The sequence below is a fragment of the Geothrix sp. genome, from assembly GCF_020622065.1.
Lineage (GTDB): Bacteria > Acidobacteriota > Holophagae > Holophagales > Holophagaceae > Geothrix.
On the sequence record NZ_JAHRYQ010000002.1, the window covers coordinates 106,379 to 123,924 of the forward strand.

Sequence of the window (17,546 nt, forward strand, 5' to 3'; positions counted from 1 at the left end):
CACGCCGCGCCGCGCTAGACTGGAACCCTCAGTCCGGGAGTTCCATGTCCTTCACCCCAGGATCCAGGCGCGGCGCCATGGCCGACATCAACATGACGCCCCTCATCGATGTGATGCTGGTGCTGCTGATCATCTTCATGATCGCGGCGCCCATGATGACCACGGGCGTGGATGTGAAGCTGCCCGAGAGCCGCACGGGCCGCAACCTGGAGAGCGAGGCCCTCACGGTGTCCGTCACCTTCGACGGCCGCCTGCAGTTCGACAAGGCCTTCATGGCCCTGCCCGTGCTGGCCAACCAGCTGAAGGCCCGGGCCCAGAGCGGCGGCAAGCGCCCGGTGCTGGTGCGCGCCGATCACAATGTGCCCTATGGCCGCGTCATCCAGGTGGTGGACGCCATCCGGGAGGCGGGCTTCACCCAGGTGGGCTTCGTCACCGCCGCCGCGCCCGCCGTCCCGCCCCCCTCCCTCGGCACCGACGCGAAATGAGCCAGGATCTCCAGGCCTACCTCCGCAGCCGCTCCCATCTGGGCGAGCTGGGATGGTCCTCGGGGCTGGCCCTGAGCCTGGCCTTGCACCTCGCCGTGGGGGTGGCCTTCTTCTGGCCCCGGGGCGGCTCTTCGGACCAACCCGAGGAGGCCAAGGTCACCTGGGTGAACCTGCCCGCGGCCATGGGTGGCACTTCCGGCGGGTCCGACGCCATGGAGGTGGGCAAGGCCGGCGAGCGCCTGCGGCGCGTGGAGGAGGTGGCTCCCGTCCGCGACACCTCGCCTTCCGCCACGGCTCCCGACCCCTTCGCCACGAAGACCACCAAGGCCGCCGCCCGGGGCGACAGCAAGGATGCCGCCAGCCAGGGCACCGGCACCACCGCGGCCAAGGGCAAGACCGCCACGCCCAATCCCGTGGCCGGCGCCGTGGGTTCGGGCAACGGCGCGGCCTTCGGCGCCGGCAGCGGCATCCCCGGCCTCAACCCCAGCGCCGGCGTGCAGGGGGGCGTGGGCCTCGTGGGCGGGGTGGATGGCAACTTCCCCTTCGTCTGGTATCTCCAGCAGGTCCAGGCCCGCATCACTTCCAACTGGAACCGGGTGTCGAGCACCCAGGGCCGTGTGCAGATCTACTTCCGCATCGCCCGGGACGGCAGCCTCGACCGGGTGCGCATCGAGGTGCCCAGCGGGAACGCCGCCATGGATGAAAGCGCCCGCATGGCCGTCCTCCGCGCCGCGCCGCTCCAGCGGCTGCCCGAGGGCTATGACGGCCAGTACCTCGGCGTGCGGTTCTGGTTCACCTACCTGGGAAATTGACCGGCTACACTCACACGATGCTCCCCCTCCTGCCCTTCGTGGCCGCCTACGCCCAGGTCCAGGCACCGCCCGCCTGCACGGTCGTCGTGGAACCCAGTGAGGTCCGCCCGGGCGAGTCGGTGCTCCTCCGCTGGACCTGCCCGCAGGTACCCCGGGTGCGCCTGGAACCGGGCGGCATGATCCTGCCGGGCGGTTCGCAGGTGACCCTCCGCCCCTCGTACACCACCACCTACCGTCTTTTCGATGGATCGCCGGGAGGCGCGGAACTGGGCCACGCGGAGGTGCGCGTCACCCCCGGGCTCCCACTGGGTGAAGCCGCCCGCATCTGCGCCTTTGATGCCAGCGCCAAAGCCGTGCTGCCGGGTGAGCCCGTGGTGCTGCGCTGGGAATGCGCGGGCAGCGCCAAGGTGCGCCTCGAACCCGGCGGCATGGAGCTGGACGGCAAGAGCGAAGTGACCGTCACGCCCCTGGAGAGTACGCGCTACACCATCACCGCCAACAACGCCGCTGGGGGCCAGAGCCGTACGGTGGAGGTGGCGGTGCTGGGGCACCAGGCCCTTGCCATCGCCAAAACCCCCACCGCCACGGTTTGCAGCTTCGATGCCAGCCGCACCATGGTGAAACCCGGCGAGCAGGTGGACCTGCGCTGGATCTGCCAGGGGGACGCCAAGGTGCGCCTGGAGCCCGGGGGTCTGGAGCTGGACGGCCAGTCCAGCATCGCCGTGGTCCCGGAGAAGACCACCGTCTACACCCTGAGCGTGAGCAACCTCATGGGCGGGTCCTCCCGCAGCGTCGAAGTCCGCGTGGAGGCGCCCCGCCGGGTGCTCACGGAAAAGGACCTGGCGGATCCGGAAGAGGCGATCAAGCCGCTGGACCGCATGGACCTGCCCGAAGCCCTGCACCGCGGCGCGGCGCTGCGCAGCGCCGCGCCAGCAGGTTCCTGGACCCTCCGGCTCGTGGTCTCCGGCCATGCGCCGGGCCTCAAACAGGTCGCCCGGGCCGCAGGCCCCAAGGCGCCGGAGGTCATCGTGCTGCCCTATGTCCGCCCGGATGGCTTCCGCTGGTGGCAGGCCTGCTACGGCGTCTTCCCCACCCGCGCCGCCGCCCAGAAGGCCTGGCACGGCGCCCCGGCCGCCCTGAAGAAGGCGTTCCGGGATGCCCTGCCGCTGCGCCTCCAGAAGCTTCCGGGAGTTCCGGAGGCGGCAGCAGAATCGGGAGCGCCTTAGAGCCGCACGCCCAGCGTGATCCGCACATCCCGGCTCGGCCGGACCTGCGCCAGGTAGGCCTCACTCATCCGCCAGTCGTTCGGTCCTGGATTCACGGCGGGGATCGACGAGCCGAAGCCCGTTCCCAGGGAGATCTTCTGGAAGGACCGGAAGCCTCCCTGGTCCTGGGTGAGCGTGTAGCTGACGGCGACGAGCATGTCCCGGTAGTTGTGGCTGACGGAGTACTGGTCGTAGGTGAAGGTGCCGTTGACCTGGGTCTGGCGCCGCCCCGTGATGCTCATGTCGTGGGAGCGCGATCCCAGGCTCAGGCCGACCTCACCGACGGGCAGCTGCCGGGTCACGGTCACGCCCAGCAGCGTGGACTTGTAGTCCGCAGAGCCGTTGTAGGTCTCGCGGAGGGTGGAGCCGACCGCGTAGTTCTCACCGGAATGGTAGAGCGATGGGTGGGACAACCCTTCCGAATACTGGCCTTGGAGCCACAGCCCCCAGAGGCCGCGGCGGGCCACCTGATAGCCCACATGCACACCGCCCTGGTACCACAGGCCCGTGAACCGGCTGGTGACCACCGTGTAGGGCATCACGGGGAAGTTCCCGTTGCTGCTGATGGTCCCCTTCGATTCCTGCCCGATGGCAAAGGAGCCGCCCAGCTCCCATTCCCCGGCCTGGGCGCTGATGCCCACGCAAACCAGCGGCATGAGGACCCTCAACAGCCGCCGCACCTTGATTTCCATAATCCCATCCTGATCGAAGCGGGCCTGGGCGCAGGGATACCCGGGCATCCGAGGAGCCGTCTGCGCCGAAACAGCGCCTGCGGCGGACATACCGACCCCACCAGATGGCTCCACGGGAAGTCCTGCCGGGCGGCCGAAGGAAAAGCTCCCTAGACTCTGTCCGGTCGCCCGGAGCCGGTCAACCCTGCCTTCCCGGGCCGGCCCGCGGTCAGCCCCGGGTGACCTCGATCTCGAAGGCCTCACCGCTCATGTTTGCGTCCAGGGTGTCCACGATGAAGTAGAGGGTGCGGGTCTCACGGCTGGGGTTCTGGTAGGTGGCCTGGGGTTCGCCGGAATGGATCCGGTTCTGGAGCAGGCCCTGTTCATCGCGGCCCCACGCGTTCACGGCCAGGACCCGGAACCAGGCCTTCCGGCCTTCCACCACATGGACCTTCACCTTCCCGCCCGCGGGCACCTCGATGGCATAGGCCCGCCATCCGCTGACATCCGGAATCTTGTCCTTCACTCGGACACTGCCCGCCGGAAGCTGGAGGGCGGAGAGGGAAGGCCCCCGGCGGGCGGACCGGCGTGCCTCGCCCAGGAGGCTGGAGTCCGCCCCGGCATCCGGCACCTGGGGCGTCATGGGCCCCCGCGGGGCCTGGGGAAGGTCCTTGGCCTCCACCACGGGGAGGGGGGCCGAGACCTGAATCAGCAAGGCAGGAATCAGCAGCATGGAAGGAATCATGGGCACCTCCGCTCATCAGATGCCGCCAAGGGGGAGCAAGGTTCGGGAGGGCGGAGCTCCGCCATGGAACCGATTCGCCTCAGAGCTTCCCTAGCAGGTCCTCGGCCACGCGCGCCGCGGCGCCAGGTTCGCCGAGATGCCCCCGCACTTCCCCCAGCTCGGCTCGAAGGCGCCGGGCCGTCTCGGGCTCCAGCAGCCGGGCCAGCTCCCGGCCGAGCCGCTCGGGATTGACCTCGTCCTGCAGCAGTTCCCGGGCCACCTCGCGCCGCGCCACCACATTGGCCAGACCGAAGTGGGGGACCTTCACGATGCGCCGGGCCATCTGGTAGGTGAGCGCGTTCAGCTTGTAGACGATGGCGAAGGGGGTGCCCAGCAGGGCGGTCTCCAGGGTGGCGGTACCCGAGGCCACCAGGGCCGCATCCGCATGGGCCCGGGCCGCGTAGGTGCGGCCCTCCACCAGCGTCACGGGGGCGGCCTTCAGGTGGGCCCGCACGAAGGCCGGATCCAGGGTGGGGGCCACGGGGAGCACCCACTGCACCTCGGGCCGGGCGGTCCGCCACTGCTCCGCCAGCTCGGCCATGGGCGGCAGCAGATGCTGGATCTCGCCCGTGCGACTGCCCGGCAGCAGCGCCACCAGGGGCCGGGCCGGGTCGAGGCCCGCTTCCGCAAAGAAGGTGGCGCGGTCGCACTCGGGCTTCACCACCTCCACCAGGGGGTGCCCCACGAAGCAGGCCTCCACCGGATAGCCCCTGAACAGCTCCGGCTCGAAATCGAAGAGGCAGTAGAGCGTATCCAGGGTACGACCCAGCTCCGGGATGCGGCCCTTCTTCCAGGCCCACACCTGGGGGCACACATACTGGTGCAGCTTCACGCCGGGCAGCTGCCTGCGCAGGGCCTTGGCCAGCCGCAGGTTGAAGCCGGGGTAGTCGATGAGCAGCGCCCCGGCGATGCCCTCTTCCGCCGCGGCAGCCAGGATCTGCTTGAAGAGCCGGTTCAGGCGCGGCAGGTGCTTGATCACCTCCACGAAGCCCACCACGGCCAGGTCCTTCACATCCGCCAGCTTGCGATCCAGGAAGGGGGTCATGCGCGGGCCGCCCACGCCGATGATCCGCAGGTCCGGGCGCCGGGCCTTCAATTCGCGGAGCAGCTCCGCGCCGTGCAGATCGCCGGAGTCCTCTCCGGCGATGACCAGCAGGGTCTGCGTCATGAATGGCCCCCCACGCCATCGCCATCCGGCCCCGGCAGGAGGTGCCTGCCGAATACCACGCTGTCGTCCGGCACCACCGGCCGGCCCAGGGCCGTGGCGGGCATCTCCGCAGGGAACAGCACGGGCGGATGGGCCGCCTCCAGCACCGCCGCCTGGGTCTGGAAGACGCCAGGATCCACCGCAGGCAGGGCCATGTCCCAACGGTAGCCGAGCCGCTGCAGCGGGCGCAGGTCCGAACCGGGCCCGCAGACGCCGCACCAGAGGCGGTCCGCCAGCAGCTCGGCATCGGTGGTGCCCGGATGCCAGCAGAAACCCACCGCCTCGGCCCGGGCCTGCCGCAGCAGGTCCACCAGCGCGGCCTCGGCGCCTGCCTCGATCTTCAGGGCCAGCTTCGGTCCCCGCCCGGAGGTGGCCTCCAGGAGGGATTCCAGGTGGCCGAGGATCCGGAAGCCCGCCTCGCGGGTCTCCGGTCGGCTCACGGGAAGGGCGAGGAAATCCGGGCCCAGGCCATGACGCAGCACCTCCAGGGCCTCCTCCACCGGGGACCGGCCCGGCAGATGCACGACATGCACGGCAGCCCCCCGGCGCACGGCCGGGGCCCACGCTGCGTGGAGGGCGCCGTCCCAATCCAGGGCCACCGGCCCCATGGGAACCCAGCGCGCGGGATCAAGGCTGGACGAAATCAGGGGCACGAACCGCATGGGTTTATCATGGAGCAACGGAGGCGCCATGGGCCGCATTTTCACCTTGGATGAAGCGCGGGCCCTGATGCCCCAGGTGAAGGCCATCACAGAACCTGTCTACACACTGGCTGCGAGTCTGGCCGAGGAATTGAGCCAGGCGGAGGACGCCAAGGACGAGGCACGGTCCGAGGCCCTGCGCGAGCGGCTCCAGGTCCTCGTGCAAAGCTGGCAGCAGAGCATGCAGGACCTCGAGGCCGAAGTGAAGGGCCTCTGGCTGGTCGATTTCGATTCCGGCGACGGCTACTGGTGCTGGGCCTACCCCGAAGAAGCCCTCGACCACTGGCACAGCTATGAAGGCGGCTTCCGCTCCCGCGTGCCCGTGGATCAGCGGCCGGGCGTGCAGGCCTAGCCCGATGCCGAGGCCGAAGCCTGCGAAGCGTCTCGAGCCGCCCGCGCCGACGCGGGACTTCCGCGCCGCGGTCCTGGCCGTGGTGGCGCAGATTCCGGAGGGGCACCTCGCCTCCTACGGCCAGGTGGCGCTGCTGGCGGGTTTCCCCCAGCGCCCGCGCCAGGTGGGCATGGTGCTGTCGGGCCTTCCGGAAAACACGGACCTGCCCTGGCACCGCGTGGTGAACACCCGGGGCTATGTCCCCAGCCGGGGCCGCTGGTGGGGGGCCTTCGAGCAAATCGGGCGCCTGCGCGACGAAGGCATCGAAGTCGATGACCAAGGCAACCTCGACCTCGAGGCCCATCGGTGGAGCGGCGAGCCTCCGCCCCCCAGACGCTCCAGGCGAAGCGCCACGGCCGCACCGGCCGCCGGAAAGGCCGCCCGACCAATCCCGAGGACCCGGAAGAAGGGGTGAGGCCCACCCCCCCGCCTTTCACGAAGGTTCCTTTCCGCCCACCCTGCCGGGGCCGAGATCGCTCAGGTACACTGGTGTCTGCGGAGGGGCCATGAAGGTTCGCGTGTCGGTGCAGTTGAAGCCCGGAATCCTGGATCCCCAGGGCAAGGCGGTGGAGCAGGGCCTGCATGGCTTCGGCTTCGCGGTGGACCATGTGCGCATCGGCCGCCTCATCGAGATGGAGGTCCCGGGCACGGATCCCGCCGAGGTGAAGGCCAAGGCCCTGGCCATGTGCGACAAGCTGCTGGTCAACCCGGTGATGGAGAAAGCCTCCATCGAGGTGGTCTGATGCGGGTGGCAGTGCCGATCTTTCCCGGGTCCAACTGCGACCACGACGCGCTTCACGCCTGCGGCACGGTCATGGGCTGGGACACCCTTCCCGTCTGGCACCAGGAGACGCGCCTGCCGGAACATACCGAACTGGTCTTCGTGCCCGGCGGCTTCAGCTACGGCGACTACCTGCGCTGCGGCGCCATCGCGGCCCTGGCCCCCATCATGGCGGATGTGAAGCGCCACGCGGACAACGGCGGCCTGGTGCTGGGCGTGTGCAACGGCTTCCAGATCCTCTGCGAGGCCCAGCTGCTGCCCGGCGCCCTGCTGCGCAACGAATCCCTGCGGTTCATCCATGCGGATGTGCACCTGCGCGTGGAGCGGGCCGACCTGCCCTTCACCCGCGCCATGAAGGCCGGCGAGGTCTTCCGCGTGCCCATCGCCCATGCCGAGGGCAACTTCACGCTGGATCCCGCGGATCTGGCGGACCTGGAGGCCCGGGGCGGCGTCGCCTTCCGGTACTGCTCCGCCCAGGGCGAGATCGGCGAGACCCATGTGCCCAACGGCGCCATGAACGGCATCGCCGGCATCGTGAATGTCCGCGGGAATGTGCTGGGCATGATGCCCCACCCCGAGCGGGCCGTGGATCCGAAGCTGGGCCCCACTGGCGGCCTGGGTGTGTTCCGAAGCCTCGAAACGGCCTTCGCCAAGGCCTGAGTCAAGGCCTGAGCCAGATGGGATCGACCCTCGGGGCCCGGAAAAGGCCCTTGGCAGAGCCTTGTGAAAATTCCATGCCCAACAAAATCTTTTCCTGTCATCCTTCCTGGGACGCCCCGGTGGGCATGTCTTTTTATTCCTGAGCCATGAGCGAAACTGAAACCAAAAACCTTCAGACCTACACCAGCGGCCCCCTTCGCCTGGCCGTTCTCAAGCGCGACCCGGTGCCCGCCAAGCTGCTGCCGGCGCGGGAAGCCTGGACGCTGTTGCAGCCCACCCATGCGGTGCGCGTCTGCACCAGCGAAGACCGCGAAGAGGGGGTGATCCGTTCCGGCGACCTGGCCCTCCTGCTCCCGGGGTTCGGTCACACGCTGAAGCGTCACCACGCCAATGCGCCCTTCGGCTTCACGGCCCTGTTCCTGGAAGGCCCCTTCCCGGAGCCCCTGCTCTCCTCGCTGCAGAACCCGCCGCGGAAATGGCAGGAATCCAGCTTCGCCGTGCTGCGGAGCCTCAGCCTCAAGCAGCTGTTCAGCATCTTCACGCAGGAACTGGCCAACCCCGACGGCGTGCAGCTCATGACCCGCGAGCTGTTCCTCATCCTGCTGGGTGCCGAGCTCTCCCGCCTGACGGAAAAAGAGGACCGGGGCCGCTTCCCCTACCGCCTGAACCGCTCGACCCTGCAGCTGGTGCTGGACCACATGGAAGTCCACATCGGCGCGAAGAACAGCGTGCCTGAGCTGGCCACCATGGCCCGCTGCACGCCGGACCACTTCATCCGCCTCTTCCGCGAGGCCACCAGCACCACGCCCCACCAGTACCTCATCGAGCGCCGTCTCCAGCGCGCCGTCACCCTGCTGGCCAACGGCGAGCGTCCCAGCGATGTGGCGAAGATCCTCGGTTTCTACGATGCCAGCGCCTTCACCCGCGCCTTCAAGCGCCGCTTCGGCGTGCCCCCCAGCGAATACGCGCAGGAAGCCTACGACCGGCAGTTCCCGAAGAAGTAGGCCGTCAGGAGCCCACTCTGGAGGGTCCATGCAAAAGCCCGGCTTCGCCGGGCTGAGCGAGGGGGTCCGGGGGTATGCGCGTAGCGCGGAACCCCCGGAATTTATTGAGCGGCCTTCTCGGTCACGGCCTTGGCCTTGGTGGCGCCCTTTTCGGCGCCCTTCCGGGTCTTGCCCTTGGCTTTGTCCGTACCGGCCTTGGCGGCGCCTTCGCCCTTGGCGGTGGCGGCCTTCACCTGGTCGCCGGCCACGGGGACGGCCCCGGCCTTGGCATCGACCTTGGCTTTCGCATCGGAGGCCTTCTTGTCGGCCTTGGCCTTGGACTGATCGGCCTTTTCATCCGCCTTGGCCTTCCCCTTGTCGACGGTCGCATCCGCCTGTTTCTTGAGGTCATCCTTGCTGGGAATCTGCGCTGAGAGCGCCAGCGCGGCGCCCAGCATCACGGGAAGAAGAAGCTTCATCGGAACCTCCACTGAAGACTGAAAACGAGAGATTGAAGACGGCCCCTCAGGGCTTGCACACCTTGCAGGCCTTGTAGCCGGCCTTGTCGGCCTCGGCTGCCGAAGCGAAGGAGGTCCGGTTGGCATCCTTCATCTTCGCGGCGACCTTGCAGTCGGCCCGGTGGTAGGTCTTGGAGTCCTTGTTGGCGATGATGGCCGTCGAGGCGGCCACGGCCTTGGCTGGAGCAGCCTTGGCAGCCGCGGCGGGCGCGGGTTTGGCCGGCGCGGGCGCCGGGGCCGCGGCGGGGGCCGGAGCGGGCTTCGCCGCGGCCGGAGCAGGTTTGGCAGGGGTGGCAGCGGTCGCGGGAGCAGCCTTCGCAGCCGCGGCCTCGACCTTCTTGGCCTTCTTCTCAGCCTTCTTCTCGGCAGCGGTCTTGGGTGCGGTGGGCTTGGGTTCCTGGGCGGTGGCCACCACGGAGGCAGCCAGGAAGAGGGCGATCAGGATGTGTTTCATGCGTTCTCCTTGGGAGGTGAGTCAGGGTGGGCCTCACCCTGGGGACTGTCAACGGGGGACGGCGCAGGAGACCGGGAAGCGGGGCGGGCGCCGGGCGCGCGTGGCCTGCTCGAAACCGAAGGCCAGCTTCAGCAGCGGGCCCTCCTGCCAAGGCCCGCTCACGAACGAGAGGCCCAGGGGCATCCCGAAGGCGTACCCGGCGGGAACCGTGATGTGGGGACAGCCCGCCACGGCCGCCGGGCTGGAGAAGCTGAGGCTGGAGCTGTCGCCGTTCAGGTGGTCGATGAGCCAGGCCGGGCCTCCGGTGGGCCCCACCAGGGCATGCAGCTGGTGCTTCTCCAGCAGGCTGGTGATGTCCCGCCGCGCCTGGGCGCAGGTCTCCAGGGCCTTGAGGTAGGCGGGGTCCGTCAACGGCCCCTTGGCCTGGGCCAGCTTCAGGATCTCCTGGCCGAAGAAGGGCATCTCCCGCCCCTTCTCCCGCTCGTCGAAGGCCATGAGCCCTTCCAGGTTCCTCACGGCCCCGCCCCTTCCGGCCAGGTAGGCCTCCAGGTCCGCCTTGAACTCGTAGAGCAGCACCTCGAACTCCGCATCGTCATAGGCCGAGGACTTCAGCTCCACATCCACCAGGGTGGCGCCCTGCGCCGTGAGCGCCTCCAGGGCGGGTCGGATCACCGCATCCACATGGGCATGGACGCCCAGGAGGTTCTTCACCACGCCGAGGCGCGCGCCCTTCAGGCCATCCGCCACGAGGAAGCGGGTGTAGTCGGCCTCCCGCCGGGCGTCCGCTTCACGGGTGGCGGCGTCCCGGGGGTCGCTGCCGGCCAGGACAGTCAGCAGGACCGCCGCGTCGCGCACCGTGCGCGTCATGGGGCCAGCCGTGTCCTGGGTGTGGGAGATGGGAATGATGCCGCTCCGGCTCACCAGACCCACCGTGGGCTTCAGGCCCACCACACCATTGGCGTTGGCCGGGCTCACCACGGAGCCGTCCGTTTCCGTGCCCACGGCCACGGCACAGAGGCTGGCCGCCACCGCGGAGCCAGACCCGGAGCTGGAGCCGCTGGGACTGCGGTCAAGGGCGTAGGGGTTGCGCGTCTGCCCACCGCGCCCGCTCCAGCCGCTGCTGCTGCGGGTGGACCGGAAATTCGCCCACTCGCTGAGGTTCGTCTTCCCCAGGACCACGGCTCCGGCCTCGCGCAGCTTCCGCACGAGGAAGGCGTCCTCCCTGGGCGCGGGGGCCTCGGCCAGCGCCAGCGATCCCGCCGTGGTCTTCATGCCGTCCGCCGTGTCGATGTTGTCCTTGAGGAGCACCGGAATGCCATGCAGCGGGCCTCGGAGCTTGCCCGCCTTCCGTTCCGCATCCAGGGTCCTGGCCAGCGCCAAGGCCTCCGGGTTCAGCTCGATCACCGCGTTCAGCTTCGGCCCCGCCTGATCCAGGGCCCGGATGCGGGCCTGGTACTTCCGCACCAGGTCCGCCGCCGTCCAGTGGCCCTCGGCCAAGCCCGCCTGAAGGCCGGCCACGGTGGCCTCCTCGAGAACCAGCCCCTTCACCGGAGCAACCTTCAGGTCGCCCCCGGTGAGCGCCGCCGCACCCGTAGCCAGGCCCACCCCCAGGAACGAGCGGCGATCGAGAGCCAGGGAATCGTCTTCGCGCGGCATGGGTGGTCCTTCGATGGGGTGAAAGGATCATACCGCCGGCCGGTCCGCCGGTTCCCGGAGCGCGTTCGCCGATCCGCACCTGCACCGGGGTAGGCGGCGGCGGATCCTGTGATCCGGGAGGCTCCCATGGCCGCGTTCCTGCTCTGGCTCATCCTGCTGGTGGTCTGCTGGCCCCTGGCCCTTCTGGCGCTGATCCTCTACCCGCTGATCTGGCTGCTGCTCCTGCCTTTCCGCCTCCTGGGCTTCGCGGTGGAAGGCGCCTTCGGGCTGGTGAAGGGGTTGTTTCTGCTGCCGGCGCGCCTCCTCGGGCGATGAGCGACGGGAAGCGAGGGTTGAGCCAGATCACATTCTTTGTTGATCTATCGATCTAGAATGACCGGGTCCCATGGAGGCCCCGTGTTCAACGGTTTCGAGCAGGCCCGCCAGTTCATCCAGGCCCATTCGGTCCGCATGATCGACCTCACCTTCAGCGATCTCTGGGGCCGCTGGCACCATGTCAGCATTCCCGCCTCCCAGTTCAATGAGCAGCTCATGCGGGACGGCGTGGGTTTCGATGGCTCCAGCGTGGGCCTGAAGTCCGTGAAGTCCGGCGACATGGTCCTGATCCCGGACCTGGCCACCGGCCACATGGACCCCTTCTGGGAGGCCCCCACCCTCAGCTTCATCTGCTCGGCCTACGAAGCGGATACCAAGGCGCCCTTCCCCGTGGATCCCCGCAACATCGCCATCCGCGCAGAGGCCTACCTGAAGGAGACGGGCATTGCCGATCAGAGCATCTGGGGCCCCGAGTACGAGTTCTATGTCTTCGACAAGGTGAGCTACGAGAACGGGGTCAACACGGCCTCGTACCGCGTGGACAGCCGCGAGGCGGACTGGCACAGCGGCGAGGGGGGGCACGGGCACTTCATCCCCCTGCACGGCGGCTACCACGCCATGGCGCCGAAGGACCAGCTCTACAACCTGCGCGCCGAGATGTGCATGGAGCTCGAGCAGATGGGCGTCGAGGTGAAATACCACCACCACGAGGTGGGCGGCCCCGGCCAGTGTGAAATCGAAACCCCGCTCTTCCCTCTGCTGAAGGCGGGCGACGCCACCCAGATCGTGAAATATGTCGTGAAGATGGTCGCCCACCGCCGGAACCAGACGGCCACCTTCATGCCCAAGCCCCTCTATGGCGAGGCCGGCAGCGGCATGCACTTCCACCAGATGCTGATGAAGGGCGGGAAGAACCTCTTCTACGACGAGCAGGGCTACGGAAAGATGAGCCAGGAGGCTCTCTGGTACATCGGCGGCATCCTGGCCCACGGCCCGGCCCTGCTGGCCCTCACGAACCCCAGCACCAACAGCTACCGCCGCCTGGTGCCCGGCTTCGAGGCTCCCATCAGCGCCTTCTTCTCCCTGGGCAACCGTTCCGCCGCCATCCGTGTGCCCAAGTATGCGGACCAGCCCGAGACGGCCCGCTTCGAGTTCCGGCCGCCCGATGCCACCTGCAATGTCTACCTCGCGTTGGCCGCGCAGCTGCTCGCTGGCATCGACGGCATCCAGAAGAAGCTGGATCCCACGGCCCTGGGCTTCGGGCCCATCGACCAGAACATCTTCGGCTGGACCGAGGAGCAGCGCCGGAAGATCAAGAGCCTGCCCACCAGCCTCATGGAGGCCTGCGAGGCGCTGGAGGGCGACATGGACTTCCTGCTGGCGGGAGGTGCCTTCGACCGCCTCCAGCTGGAGGACTACCTCAAACACCTCCGCGCCCAGGAAGCCGCCGTGCGGAACCGGCCCCATCCCTACGAGATGGCCCTCTACTTCGAGGCCTGAAACCTGGCGGGAAACGATCTGAAGCCCGATATTGGCTCCGGCGCGGCTCCCCAGCCGGATCGCCGGGCCGCGCGGGAGGCCACCATGGATGTCTACCTGGACCCCAAGGAAACGGAACTCGTGATGGGGCTGCTCGAACACCGCCTCGAAGGGCTCCAGCGGGAAATCCACCACACGGACAGCCGGTCCTTCAAGGCGGAGCTCAAGGCCGAAGAGGCCCTGGCGCAGGAGGTTCTGGCCAAGCTGAAGACCCCCGCCGCCATGGGGATCTAGGGGTGCCTAGATCCACCGCCGCACGCGGCGGACATAGGCGTCGTAGGCCGCGCCGAACTGAGCCCGCAGCCGGGCCTCCTCCCGGGCGATGACGAGGCAGTTCAGGAGAAGCACCAGGACGGGAACTGTCAGCAGCACCCAGGCCGAGTCCAGCAGCATCCCGAACCCGGCGAGGCAGGCCGAGAGGCCCAGGTAGAGGGGATTCCGGGAATACCCGAAGGGGCCCGAGGTCAGGAGCGCCGTGGCCGCTCCATTGGGGTTCGGCGTGGTCCCCGCGCCCTTGAAGGTGATCAACGCCCACCCGCCGAGGACCAGGAAGCCGGCCAGCAGTGCGGCGCCCATCCCATGCCTCAGGGCATCCGGAAGGTGCGTGCCGAGGGGCCGCAGGAACCCCAGACCCCAGCCCGCCAGGAGGCAGGCCAGGAAGAGGAGCGGGGGCTGGGGAGACCTCTGGTGTTCGGACATGCCTGCCTCCCCTTCCCGGGGGGAGAGGATACCCACACCGCCACCGGGTCAGGTCAGGGACTTCTCGAGGGCCTCCCCGTGCAGCGCCTTCAGGTCCGCCGCCTCGGCATCCAGCAGGGGCTGGCCATCCACGGCCAGGGTGATGCGCGCGCCGCCCGTGGTGCCAATCTTGGCAAAGGGCACCCGGTGGGTGGCGCAGAGCGTCGCCAGGCTGCCTTCGCCTTCGGCGGCCACGCTCACCACGATGCGGCCGGCCGTCTCGCCGAACAGCAGGCTGTCCAGGCGCAGGGCCCCCTTCGTCAACATCAGCTGGCAGCCCATGCCCTCGCCATCATCCGCACCGAAGGCGCTCTCCAGCGCGGTGACCAGCAGGCCGCCCTCGCTGGTGTCGTGGGCGCTGCGGATCAGCCCCAGGCGGATGCCCTCGCGCACGCAGGCCTGCAGGCGCAGCTCCTCGTCCAGGCGCAGCTCGGGGCAGGCGCCTTCCACCTTGCCCGTGCGGAGCTTCAAGTACTCGCTGCCGCCCAGCTCGTCGCGGGTCTCGCCCAACAGGAAGATGCCGTCGTGGGCCGCGCGGAAAGACGATCCGCAAATGCGGTTGCCCACCTTCGACAGGGCCGTGGCATCCGGCGCGTCGATGGCCACCGGGCCCGCGCAATCCTCGACAAGACCCACGGCGGCGATCATGGGCGTGGGGAAGATGCTCTGGCCTTCGGTGTCGTTGTAGAGGCTCACATTGCCGCTGACGATGGGCACATCCAGAGCCAGGCAGGCCTGGCGGATGCCTAGGCAGCCCTGCTCGAAGGTCCACATGTTCTCGGGCTTCTCGGGGTTGCCGTAGTTGAGGCAGTCCGTGAGGCCGATGGGCTCGGCACCCACGCAGGCCAGGTTGCGGCAGGCCTCGGCCACCGCATGGGCGGCGCCCCAGAAGGGATCCAGGTAGCAGAAGCGGCTGTTGCAGTCGCTCGACATGGCCACGGCCTTGCCCGTGTCCTGGCCCGCCTCGTCCTTCACGCGGATGATGCCCGCGTCGCCTCGGCCCATGCCCAGCAGGGTGTTGCTACGCACGGTGCCGTCGTACTGCTCGAAGATCCAGCGCTTGCTCGCCACCGTGGGCGCCTGGAGGAGCTGGCGCAGGGTGCGCTCCACTTCCGCAGGCTTGAGGTCCGCCGGCAGGGGGGCCGCGTTCACTGCGGCCAGGTAGCCGGGGCGCTGGCGAGGCCGGTCGTATTTGGGCGCCGCATCCACCAGGGGCTGGATGGGCAGGTTGATGACGGGCTCGCCGTGCCAGCTGCCGATGAAGCGGCCGCTGTCGGTGACTTCGCCCACCACGCAGGCGTCCAGGCCCCACTTGTGCAGCACGGCGACGATCTTCTCTTCGCAGCCGGGGCGCGCCACCAGCAGCATGCGCTCCTGGCTTTCGCTGAGCATCAGCTCGAAGGGGGTCATGCCCTCTTCGCGCATGGGCACTTGGTCCAGCCGGATCTCCAGACCCGTGCCCGCCCGGCTGGCCATCTCGAAGCTGCTGGAGGTGAGGCCCGCGGCGCCCATGTCCTGGATGCCGATGACCCAGTCGGTCTGGAAGATCTCCAGGCAGGCCTCGAGCAGCAGCTTTTCCGTGAAGGGGTCGCCCACCTGCACCGTGGGACGCTTCTCCTCGCTGCCCTCGCCAAATTCGGCCGAGGCCATGCTGGCGCCGTGGATGCCGTCGCGGCCGGTCTTCGAGCCGATGTACATCATCTTGTTGCCGATGCCCGAGGCGAAGCCCTTGAAGATCTTGTCGCTGCGCAGCACGCCCAGAGTGAATGCGTTCACGAGGATGTTGCCGTTGTAGCTGGCGTCGAAGGCCACATCGCCGCCCAGCATGGGGATGCCCATGCAGTTGCCGTAGCCCGAGATGCCTGCGGCCACGCCTTTCACCAGGCCCTTCATGCGCGGCGCGTCGATCTCTCCGAAGCGCAGGCTGTTGAGGTTGGCCAGAGGCCGGGCGCCCATGGTGAACACATCGCGCAGGATGCCGCCCACCCCCGTGGCCGCGCCCTGGTAGGGCTCGATGAAGCTGGGGTGGTTGTGGCTCTCCATCTTGAAGGCCACGGCCCAGCCATCGCCGATGTCCACCACACCCGCGTTCTCGCCAGGGCCCTGAAGGACGCGGGGACCTTCCGTGGGCAGGTTCTTCAGGTGGACTCGGCTGGACTTGTAGGAGCAGTGCTCGCTCCACATGGCGCTGAACACGCCCAGTTCCGGGTAGGTGGGCAGGCGGCCATCCAGAAGACGCAGGAGCACCTGCCACTCGTCCTTGGACAGCCCCAGCTCCAGGGCCAGGGATTCGGTGACAGCCGGTTCGTGGGCAGCGGACATGGAGGCTCCGGAAGCCTTGATTCTAGCGGTTTCGCCGGGGCCGAACGAGGCTTGACATCCTTCAGGACGGTTCGGGCTCCACCGGCGCCATGGGGGATTCCCCGCCTTCGTAGGTGCGGCGCAGCACCCCCTGGACGAGGCGCTGGAAGAAAGTCCCCCGTTCCGGGTTGAACACGATGGAGACCGTGGCCTTCAGCTCGGTGCCCAGTTCGAGCAGGGGACCCCCCTCGATGCCCGTGCCCAGCAGCAGGAAGGGCACCCGGCCCTGGACGGGTTCCAGGAGGGCCTTCATCCGGCGCCGCTCGTCCAACCCCAGGCTGGGCACATGGAAGAGCAGCAGCGCCGGATGCTGGGCCAGGGCCTCCTTGATCGCGGAGACCGTCGGTGCCACGCGGTGCAAAGGCTGGAGGCCCCCCAGGAGGTTCTGAAGCTTCTCCTCGAGCGCCGCATCCCCGGACACCAGCGCGAGCCCTCTCGCCTGGATGACGGTTGCGCGGGACTCCTCCGTGGCCACGGCGGTTTCGATGCCCCGCCGGGAGATGCGTTCCAGGTCCTCTTCCCGGTGCTCGAAGACCCAGCGGGAGAGGGGGTGCAACACCCGCTCGTCCAGCTGGGGCCGGAACTCGATCCCGAAGGTCCGGCCATGCACATGGCGGACCTTGACCTTCGTGTTGATCCGGATGCCCTCCACCAGCGAGATGGTCACGGCCATCTCGTCCCCGGCCTGGAGTTCTCCCTGCAGGATGTCCCGGGTGCTGTAGATCCGCGCCCCGGTGGTGCTGATGTCCACCAAGGTCCCCGTGACGAGGTCGTACTTGGGGGTGCTGAAGGTCACGGGCACCCGGCCCACCCGCTCCACCCGGTAGGCCGAGCGGTGGTCTTCCTCGTAGAGGGTCTCCGGAATCGCCAAGCGGAGGGTCCGGCGCCCCTCAGCCAAGCCGAAACCGAGGAGCTGGGTGGAGGCTTCCAGGAAGCTCACGCCGTGGGGGAACCGCAGGCGCAGATCGGTATTGCGCAGGCCGTACAGGGCATCCTCGCGGCCCATGGTGGCGGCGGCCTGGAGGTCGTTGGCCTCCAGACGCAGGAACGACGATTCGAACCGGAGGTAGGGCGTGACCAGGATCATCAGTTCGCGCCGGTCGCAGGCGCGTCTGAGGATCTCCTCGATCGCTTCCGGATTTCGGATCAGGTTGCCCGCCAAGTCTCCCCCGCCTTCGGAATGCCCGCTGTCTCTGGAATGTCTGTATCCATCATGGGTACCGTT

The 17,546-nt window shown here is 68.8% G+C and carries 21 protein-coding genes; 11 read left to right on the forward strand and 10 right to left on the reverse strand.

What is annotated here, in order from left to right; translation table 11 throughout:
- Positions 1–44: 44 nt before the first annotated feature.
- Genes QZ647_RS09995 through QZ647_RS10005 form a run of 3 tightly spaced genes read left to right on the forward strand, consistent with a single transcriptional unit; the run spans position 45 to position 2,523 of the window.
- Entirely contained in the window at positions 45–485 is a 441-nt protein-coding gene (locus QZ647_RS09995; protein ID WP_291272027.1) for a biopolymer transporter ExbD, read from the forward strand.
- Positions 482–1,297 carry a cell envelope integrity protein TolA gene (locus QZ647_RS10000; RefSeq protein WP_291272028.1) on the forward strand — a complete coding sequence of 272 codons (816 nt, stop codon included), beginning with the start codon at positions 482–484 and terminating at the stop codon, positions 1,295–1,297. The genes QZ647_RS09995 and QZ647_RS10000 overlap by 4 nt, the downstream gene beginning before the upstream one ends.
- On the forward strand, positions 1,294–2,523 hold the full coding sequence (locus QZ647_RS10005) for a hypothetical protein (protein WP_291272029.1): 1,230 nt from the start codon (positions 1,294–1,296) through the stop codon (positions 2,521–2,523). Before QZ647_RS10000 ends, QZ647_RS10005 begins: the two co-directional genes overlap by 4 nt.
- Here the strand turns inward: QZ647_RS10005 and QZ647_RS10010 are convergent.
- The 4 genes from QZ647_RS10010 to QZ647_RS10025 form a co-directional block, all read right to left on the reverse strand.
- Positions 2,520–3,254, reverse strand: coding sequence for a hypothetical protein (locus QZ647_RS10010; protein WP_291272030.1), 735 nt, complete (start codon positions 3,252–3,254; stop codon positions 2,520–2,522). The two genes, QZ647_RS10005 and QZ647_RS10010, sit on opposite strands and share 4 nt — an antisense overlap.
- 208 nt (positions 3,255–3,462) lie before the next feature.
- Positions 3,463–3,978: a hypothetical protein gene (locus QZ647_RS10015; protein WP_291272031.1), complete on the reverse strand. Its 516-nt coding sequence runs from the start codon at positions 3,976–3,978 to the stop codon at positions 3,463–3,465.
- A gap of 79 nt (positions 3,979–4,057) precedes the next feature.
- Positions 4,058–5,185: a lipid-A-disaccharide synthase gene (gene lpxB, locus QZ647_RS10020; RefSeq protein ID WP_291272032.1), complete on the reverse strand. Its 1,128-nt coding sequence runs from the start codon at positions 5,183–5,185 to the stop codon at positions 4,058–4,060.
- Positions 5,182–5,886, reverse strand: coding sequence for a hypothetical protein (locus tag QZ647_RS10025; protein ID WP_291272033.1), 705 nt, complete (start codon positions 5,884–5,886; stop codon positions 5,182–5,184). Before QZ647_RS10025 ends, lpxB begins: the two co-directional genes overlap by 4 nt.
- A 28-nt stretch (positions 5,887–5,914) precedes the next feature.
- Here QZ647_RS10025 and QZ647_RS10030 point away from each other — a divergent pair, with 28 nt between their 5' ends.
- The 5 genes from QZ647_RS10030 to QZ647_RS10050 all read left to right on the forward strand — a co-directional run bounded on the left by QZ647_RS10030 (position 5,915) and on the right by QZ647_RS10050 (position 8,761).
- Positions 5,915–6,277 (forward strand): DUF2203 domain-containing protein, encoded by a 363-nt coding sequence (locus QZ647_RS10030; RefSeq protein WP_291272034.1) that lies wholly within the window; start codon positions 5,915–5,917, stop codon positions 6,275–6,277.
- Positions 6,278–6,281: 4 nt separating this feature from the next.
- The gene (locus QZ647_RS10035) at positions 6,282–6,731 is read left to right on the forward strand and encodes an MGMT family protein (RefSeq protein WP_291272035.1); all 450 of its coding nucleotides are present in this window, start codon (positions 6,282–6,284) and stop codon (positions 6,729–6,731) included.
- A 91-nt stretch (positions 6,732–6,822) separates the two neighbouring features.
- Complete coding sequence (gene purS / locus QZ647_RS10040) at positions 6,823–7,059, forward strand: phosphoribosylformylglycinamidine synthase subunit PurS (RefSeq protein ID WP_291272036.1); 237 nt, start codon at positions 6,823–6,825, stop codon at positions 7,057–7,059.
- Positions 7,059–7,757, forward strand: a complete 699-nt coding sequence (gene purQ, locus QZ647_RS10045) for a phosphoribosylformylglycinamidine synthase subunit PurQ (RefSeq protein WP_291272037.1) — start codon at positions 7,059–7,061, stop codon at positions 7,755–7,757. The genes purS and purQ overlap by 1 nt, the downstream gene beginning before the upstream one ends.
- A gap of 146 nt (positions 7,758–7,903) precedes the next feature.
- A complete protein-coding gene (locus tag QZ647_RS10050; RefSeq protein ID WP_286355443.1) occupies positions 7,904–8,761 on the forward strand; it encodes an AraC family transcriptional regulator in 858 nt (285 codons plus the stop codon).
- Between the two features lie 101 nt (positions 8,762–8,862).
- On the opposite strand, the gene QZ647_RS10055 is transcribed toward QZ647_RS10050, so the two are convergent.
- Genes QZ647_RS10055 through QZ647_RS10065 form a run of 3 tightly spaced genes read right to left on the reverse strand, consistent with a single transcriptional unit; the run spans position 8,863 to position 11,368 of the window.
- The gene (locus QZ647_RS10055) at positions 8,863–9,219 is read right to left on the reverse strand and encodes a hypothetical protein (RefSeq protein ID WP_291272038.1); all 357 of its coding nucleotides are present in this window, start codon (positions 9,217–9,219) and stop codon (positions 8,863–8,865) included.
- Positions 9,220–9,265: 46 nt separating this feature from the next.
- Positions 9,266–9,712 (reverse strand): Ada metal-binding domain-containing protein, encoded by a 447-nt coding sequence (locus tag QZ647_RS10060; protein ID WP_291272039.1) that lies wholly within the window; start codon positions 9,710–9,712, stop codon positions 9,266–9,268.
- A gap of 48 nt (positions 9,713–9,760) precedes the next feature.
- On the reverse strand, positions 9,761–11,368 hold the full coding sequence (locus QZ647_RS10065; RefSeq protein ID WP_291272040.1) for an amidase: 1,608 nt from the start codon (positions 11,366–11,368) through the stop codon (positions 9,761–9,763).
- Positions 11,369–11,494: 126 nt separating this feature from the next.
- Here QZ647_RS10065 and QZ647_RS10070 point away from each other — a divergent pair, with 126 nt between their 5' ends.
- The 3 genes from QZ647_RS10070 (at position 11,495) to QZ647_RS10080 (ending at position 13,456) form a co-directional block, all read left to right on the forward strand.
- Entirely contained in the window at positions 11,495–11,683 is a 189-nt protein-coding gene (locus QZ647_RS10070) for a hypothetical protein (protein ID WP_291272041.1), read from the forward strand.
- 81 nt (positions 11,684–11,764) lie between these two features.
- Positions 11,765–13,183, forward strand: coding sequence for a type I glutamate--ammonia ligase (glnA, locus tag QZ647_RS10075; RefSeq protein ID WP_291272042.1), 1,419 nt, complete (start codon positions 11,765–11,767; stop codon positions 13,181–13,183).
- A gap of 84 nt (positions 13,184–13,267) precedes the next feature.
- A complete protein-coding gene (locus tag QZ647_RS10080) occupies positions 13,268–13,456 on the forward strand; it encodes a hypothetical protein (RefSeq protein WP_291272043.1) in 189 nt (62 codons plus the stop codon).
- A gap of 6 nt (positions 13,457–13,462) precedes the next feature.
- Here the strand turns inward: QZ647_RS10080 and QZ647_RS10085 are convergent, their stop codons facing one another.
- From QZ647_RS10085 to QZ647_RS10095, 3 genes are all read right to left on the reverse strand, one after another.
- On the reverse strand, positions 13,463–13,921 hold the full coding sequence (locus QZ647_RS10085) for an isoprenylcysteine carboxylmethyltransferase family protein (RefSeq protein WP_291272044.1): 459 nt from the start codon (positions 13,919–13,921) through the stop codon (positions 13,463–13,465).
- Positions 13,922–13,969: 48 nt separating this feature from the next.
- Entirely contained in the window at positions 13,970–16,282 is a 2,313-nt protein-coding gene (gene purL / locus QZ647_RS10090) for a phosphoribosylformylglycinamidine synthase subunit PurL (protein ID WP_291272045.1), read from the reverse strand.
- Between the two features lie 61 nt (positions 16,283–16,343).
- Positions 16,344–17,483 (reverse strand): PilZ domain-containing protein, encoded by a 1,140-nt coding sequence (locus QZ647_RS10095; RefSeq protein ID WP_291272046.1) that lies wholly within the window; start codon positions 17,481–17,483, stop codon positions 16,344–16,346.
- Positions 17,484–17,546 lie beyond the last annotated feature (63 nt).

Coding starts and splice junctions, on each gene's coding strand:
- QZ647_RS09995 (WP_291272027.1), top strand. CDS start 45: ATGTCCTTCACCCCAGGATCCAGGCGCGGCGCCATGGCCGACATCAAC.
- QZ647_RS10000 (WP_291272028.1), top strand. CDS start 482: ATGAGCCAGGATCTCCAGGCCTACCTCCGCAGCCGCTCCCATCTGGGC.
- QZ647_RS10010 (WP_291272030.1), bottom strand. CDS start 3,254: ATGGAAATCAAGGTGCGGCGGCTGTTGAGGGTCCTCATGCCGCTGGTT.
- QZ647_RS10015 (WP_291272031.1), bottom strand. CDS start 3,978: ATGATTCCTTCCATGCTGCTGATTCCTGCCTTGCTGATTCAGGTCTCG.
- lpxB (WP_291272032.1), bottom strand. CDS start 5,185: ATGACGCAGACCCTGCTGGTCATCGCCGGAGAGGACTCCGGCGATCTG.
- QZ647_RS10025 (WP_291272033.1), bottom strand. CDS start 5,886: ATGCGGTTCGTGCCCCTGATTTCGTCCAGCCTTGATCCCGCGCGCTGG.
- QZ647_RS10030 (WP_291272034.1), top strand. CDS start 5,915: ATGGGCCGCATTTTCACCTTGGATGAAGCGCGGGCCCTGATGCCCCAG.
- QZ647_RS10035 (WP_291272035.1), top strand. CDS start 6,282: ATGCCGAGGCCGAAGCCTGCGAAGCGTCTCGAGCCGCCCGCGCCGACG.
- purS (WP_291272036.1), top strand. CDS start 6,823: ATGAAGGTTCGCGTGTCGGTGCAGTTGAAGCCCGGAATCCTGGATCCC.
- purQ (WP_291272037.1), top strand. CDS start 7,059: ATGCGGGTGGCAGTGCCGATCTTTCCCGGGTCCAACTGCGACCACGAC.
- QZ647_RS10050 (WP_286355443.1), top strand. CDS start 7,904: ATGAGCGAAACTGAAACCAAAAACCTTCAGACCTACACCAGCGGCCCC.
- QZ647_RS10055 (WP_291272038.1), bottom strand. CDS start 9,219: ATGAAGCTTCTTCTTCCCGTGATGCTGGGCGCCGCGCTGGCGCTCTCA.
- QZ647_RS10060 (WP_291272039.1), bottom strand. CDS start 9,712: ATGAAACACATCCTGATCGCCCTCTTCCTGGCTGCCTCCGTGGTGGCC.
- QZ647_RS10065 (WP_291272040.1), bottom strand. CDS start 11,368: ATGCCGCGCGAAGACGATTCCCTGGCTCTCGATCGCCGCTCGTTCCTG.
- QZ647_RS10070 (WP_291272041.1), top strand. CDS start 11,495: ATGGCCGCGTTCCTGCTCTGGCTCATCCTGCTGGTGGTCTGCTGGCCC.
- QZ647_RS10080 (WP_291272043.1), top strand. CDS start 13,268: ATGGATGTCTACCTGGACCCCAAGGAAACGGAACTCGTGATGGGGCTG.
- QZ647_RS10085 (WP_291272044.1), bottom strand. CDS start 13,921: ATGTCCGAACACCAGAGGTCTCCCCAGCCCCCGCTCCTCTTCCTGGCC.
- purL (WP_291272045.1), bottom strand. CDS start 16,282: ATGTCCGCTGCCCACGAACCGGCTGTCACCGAATCCCTGGCCCTGGAG.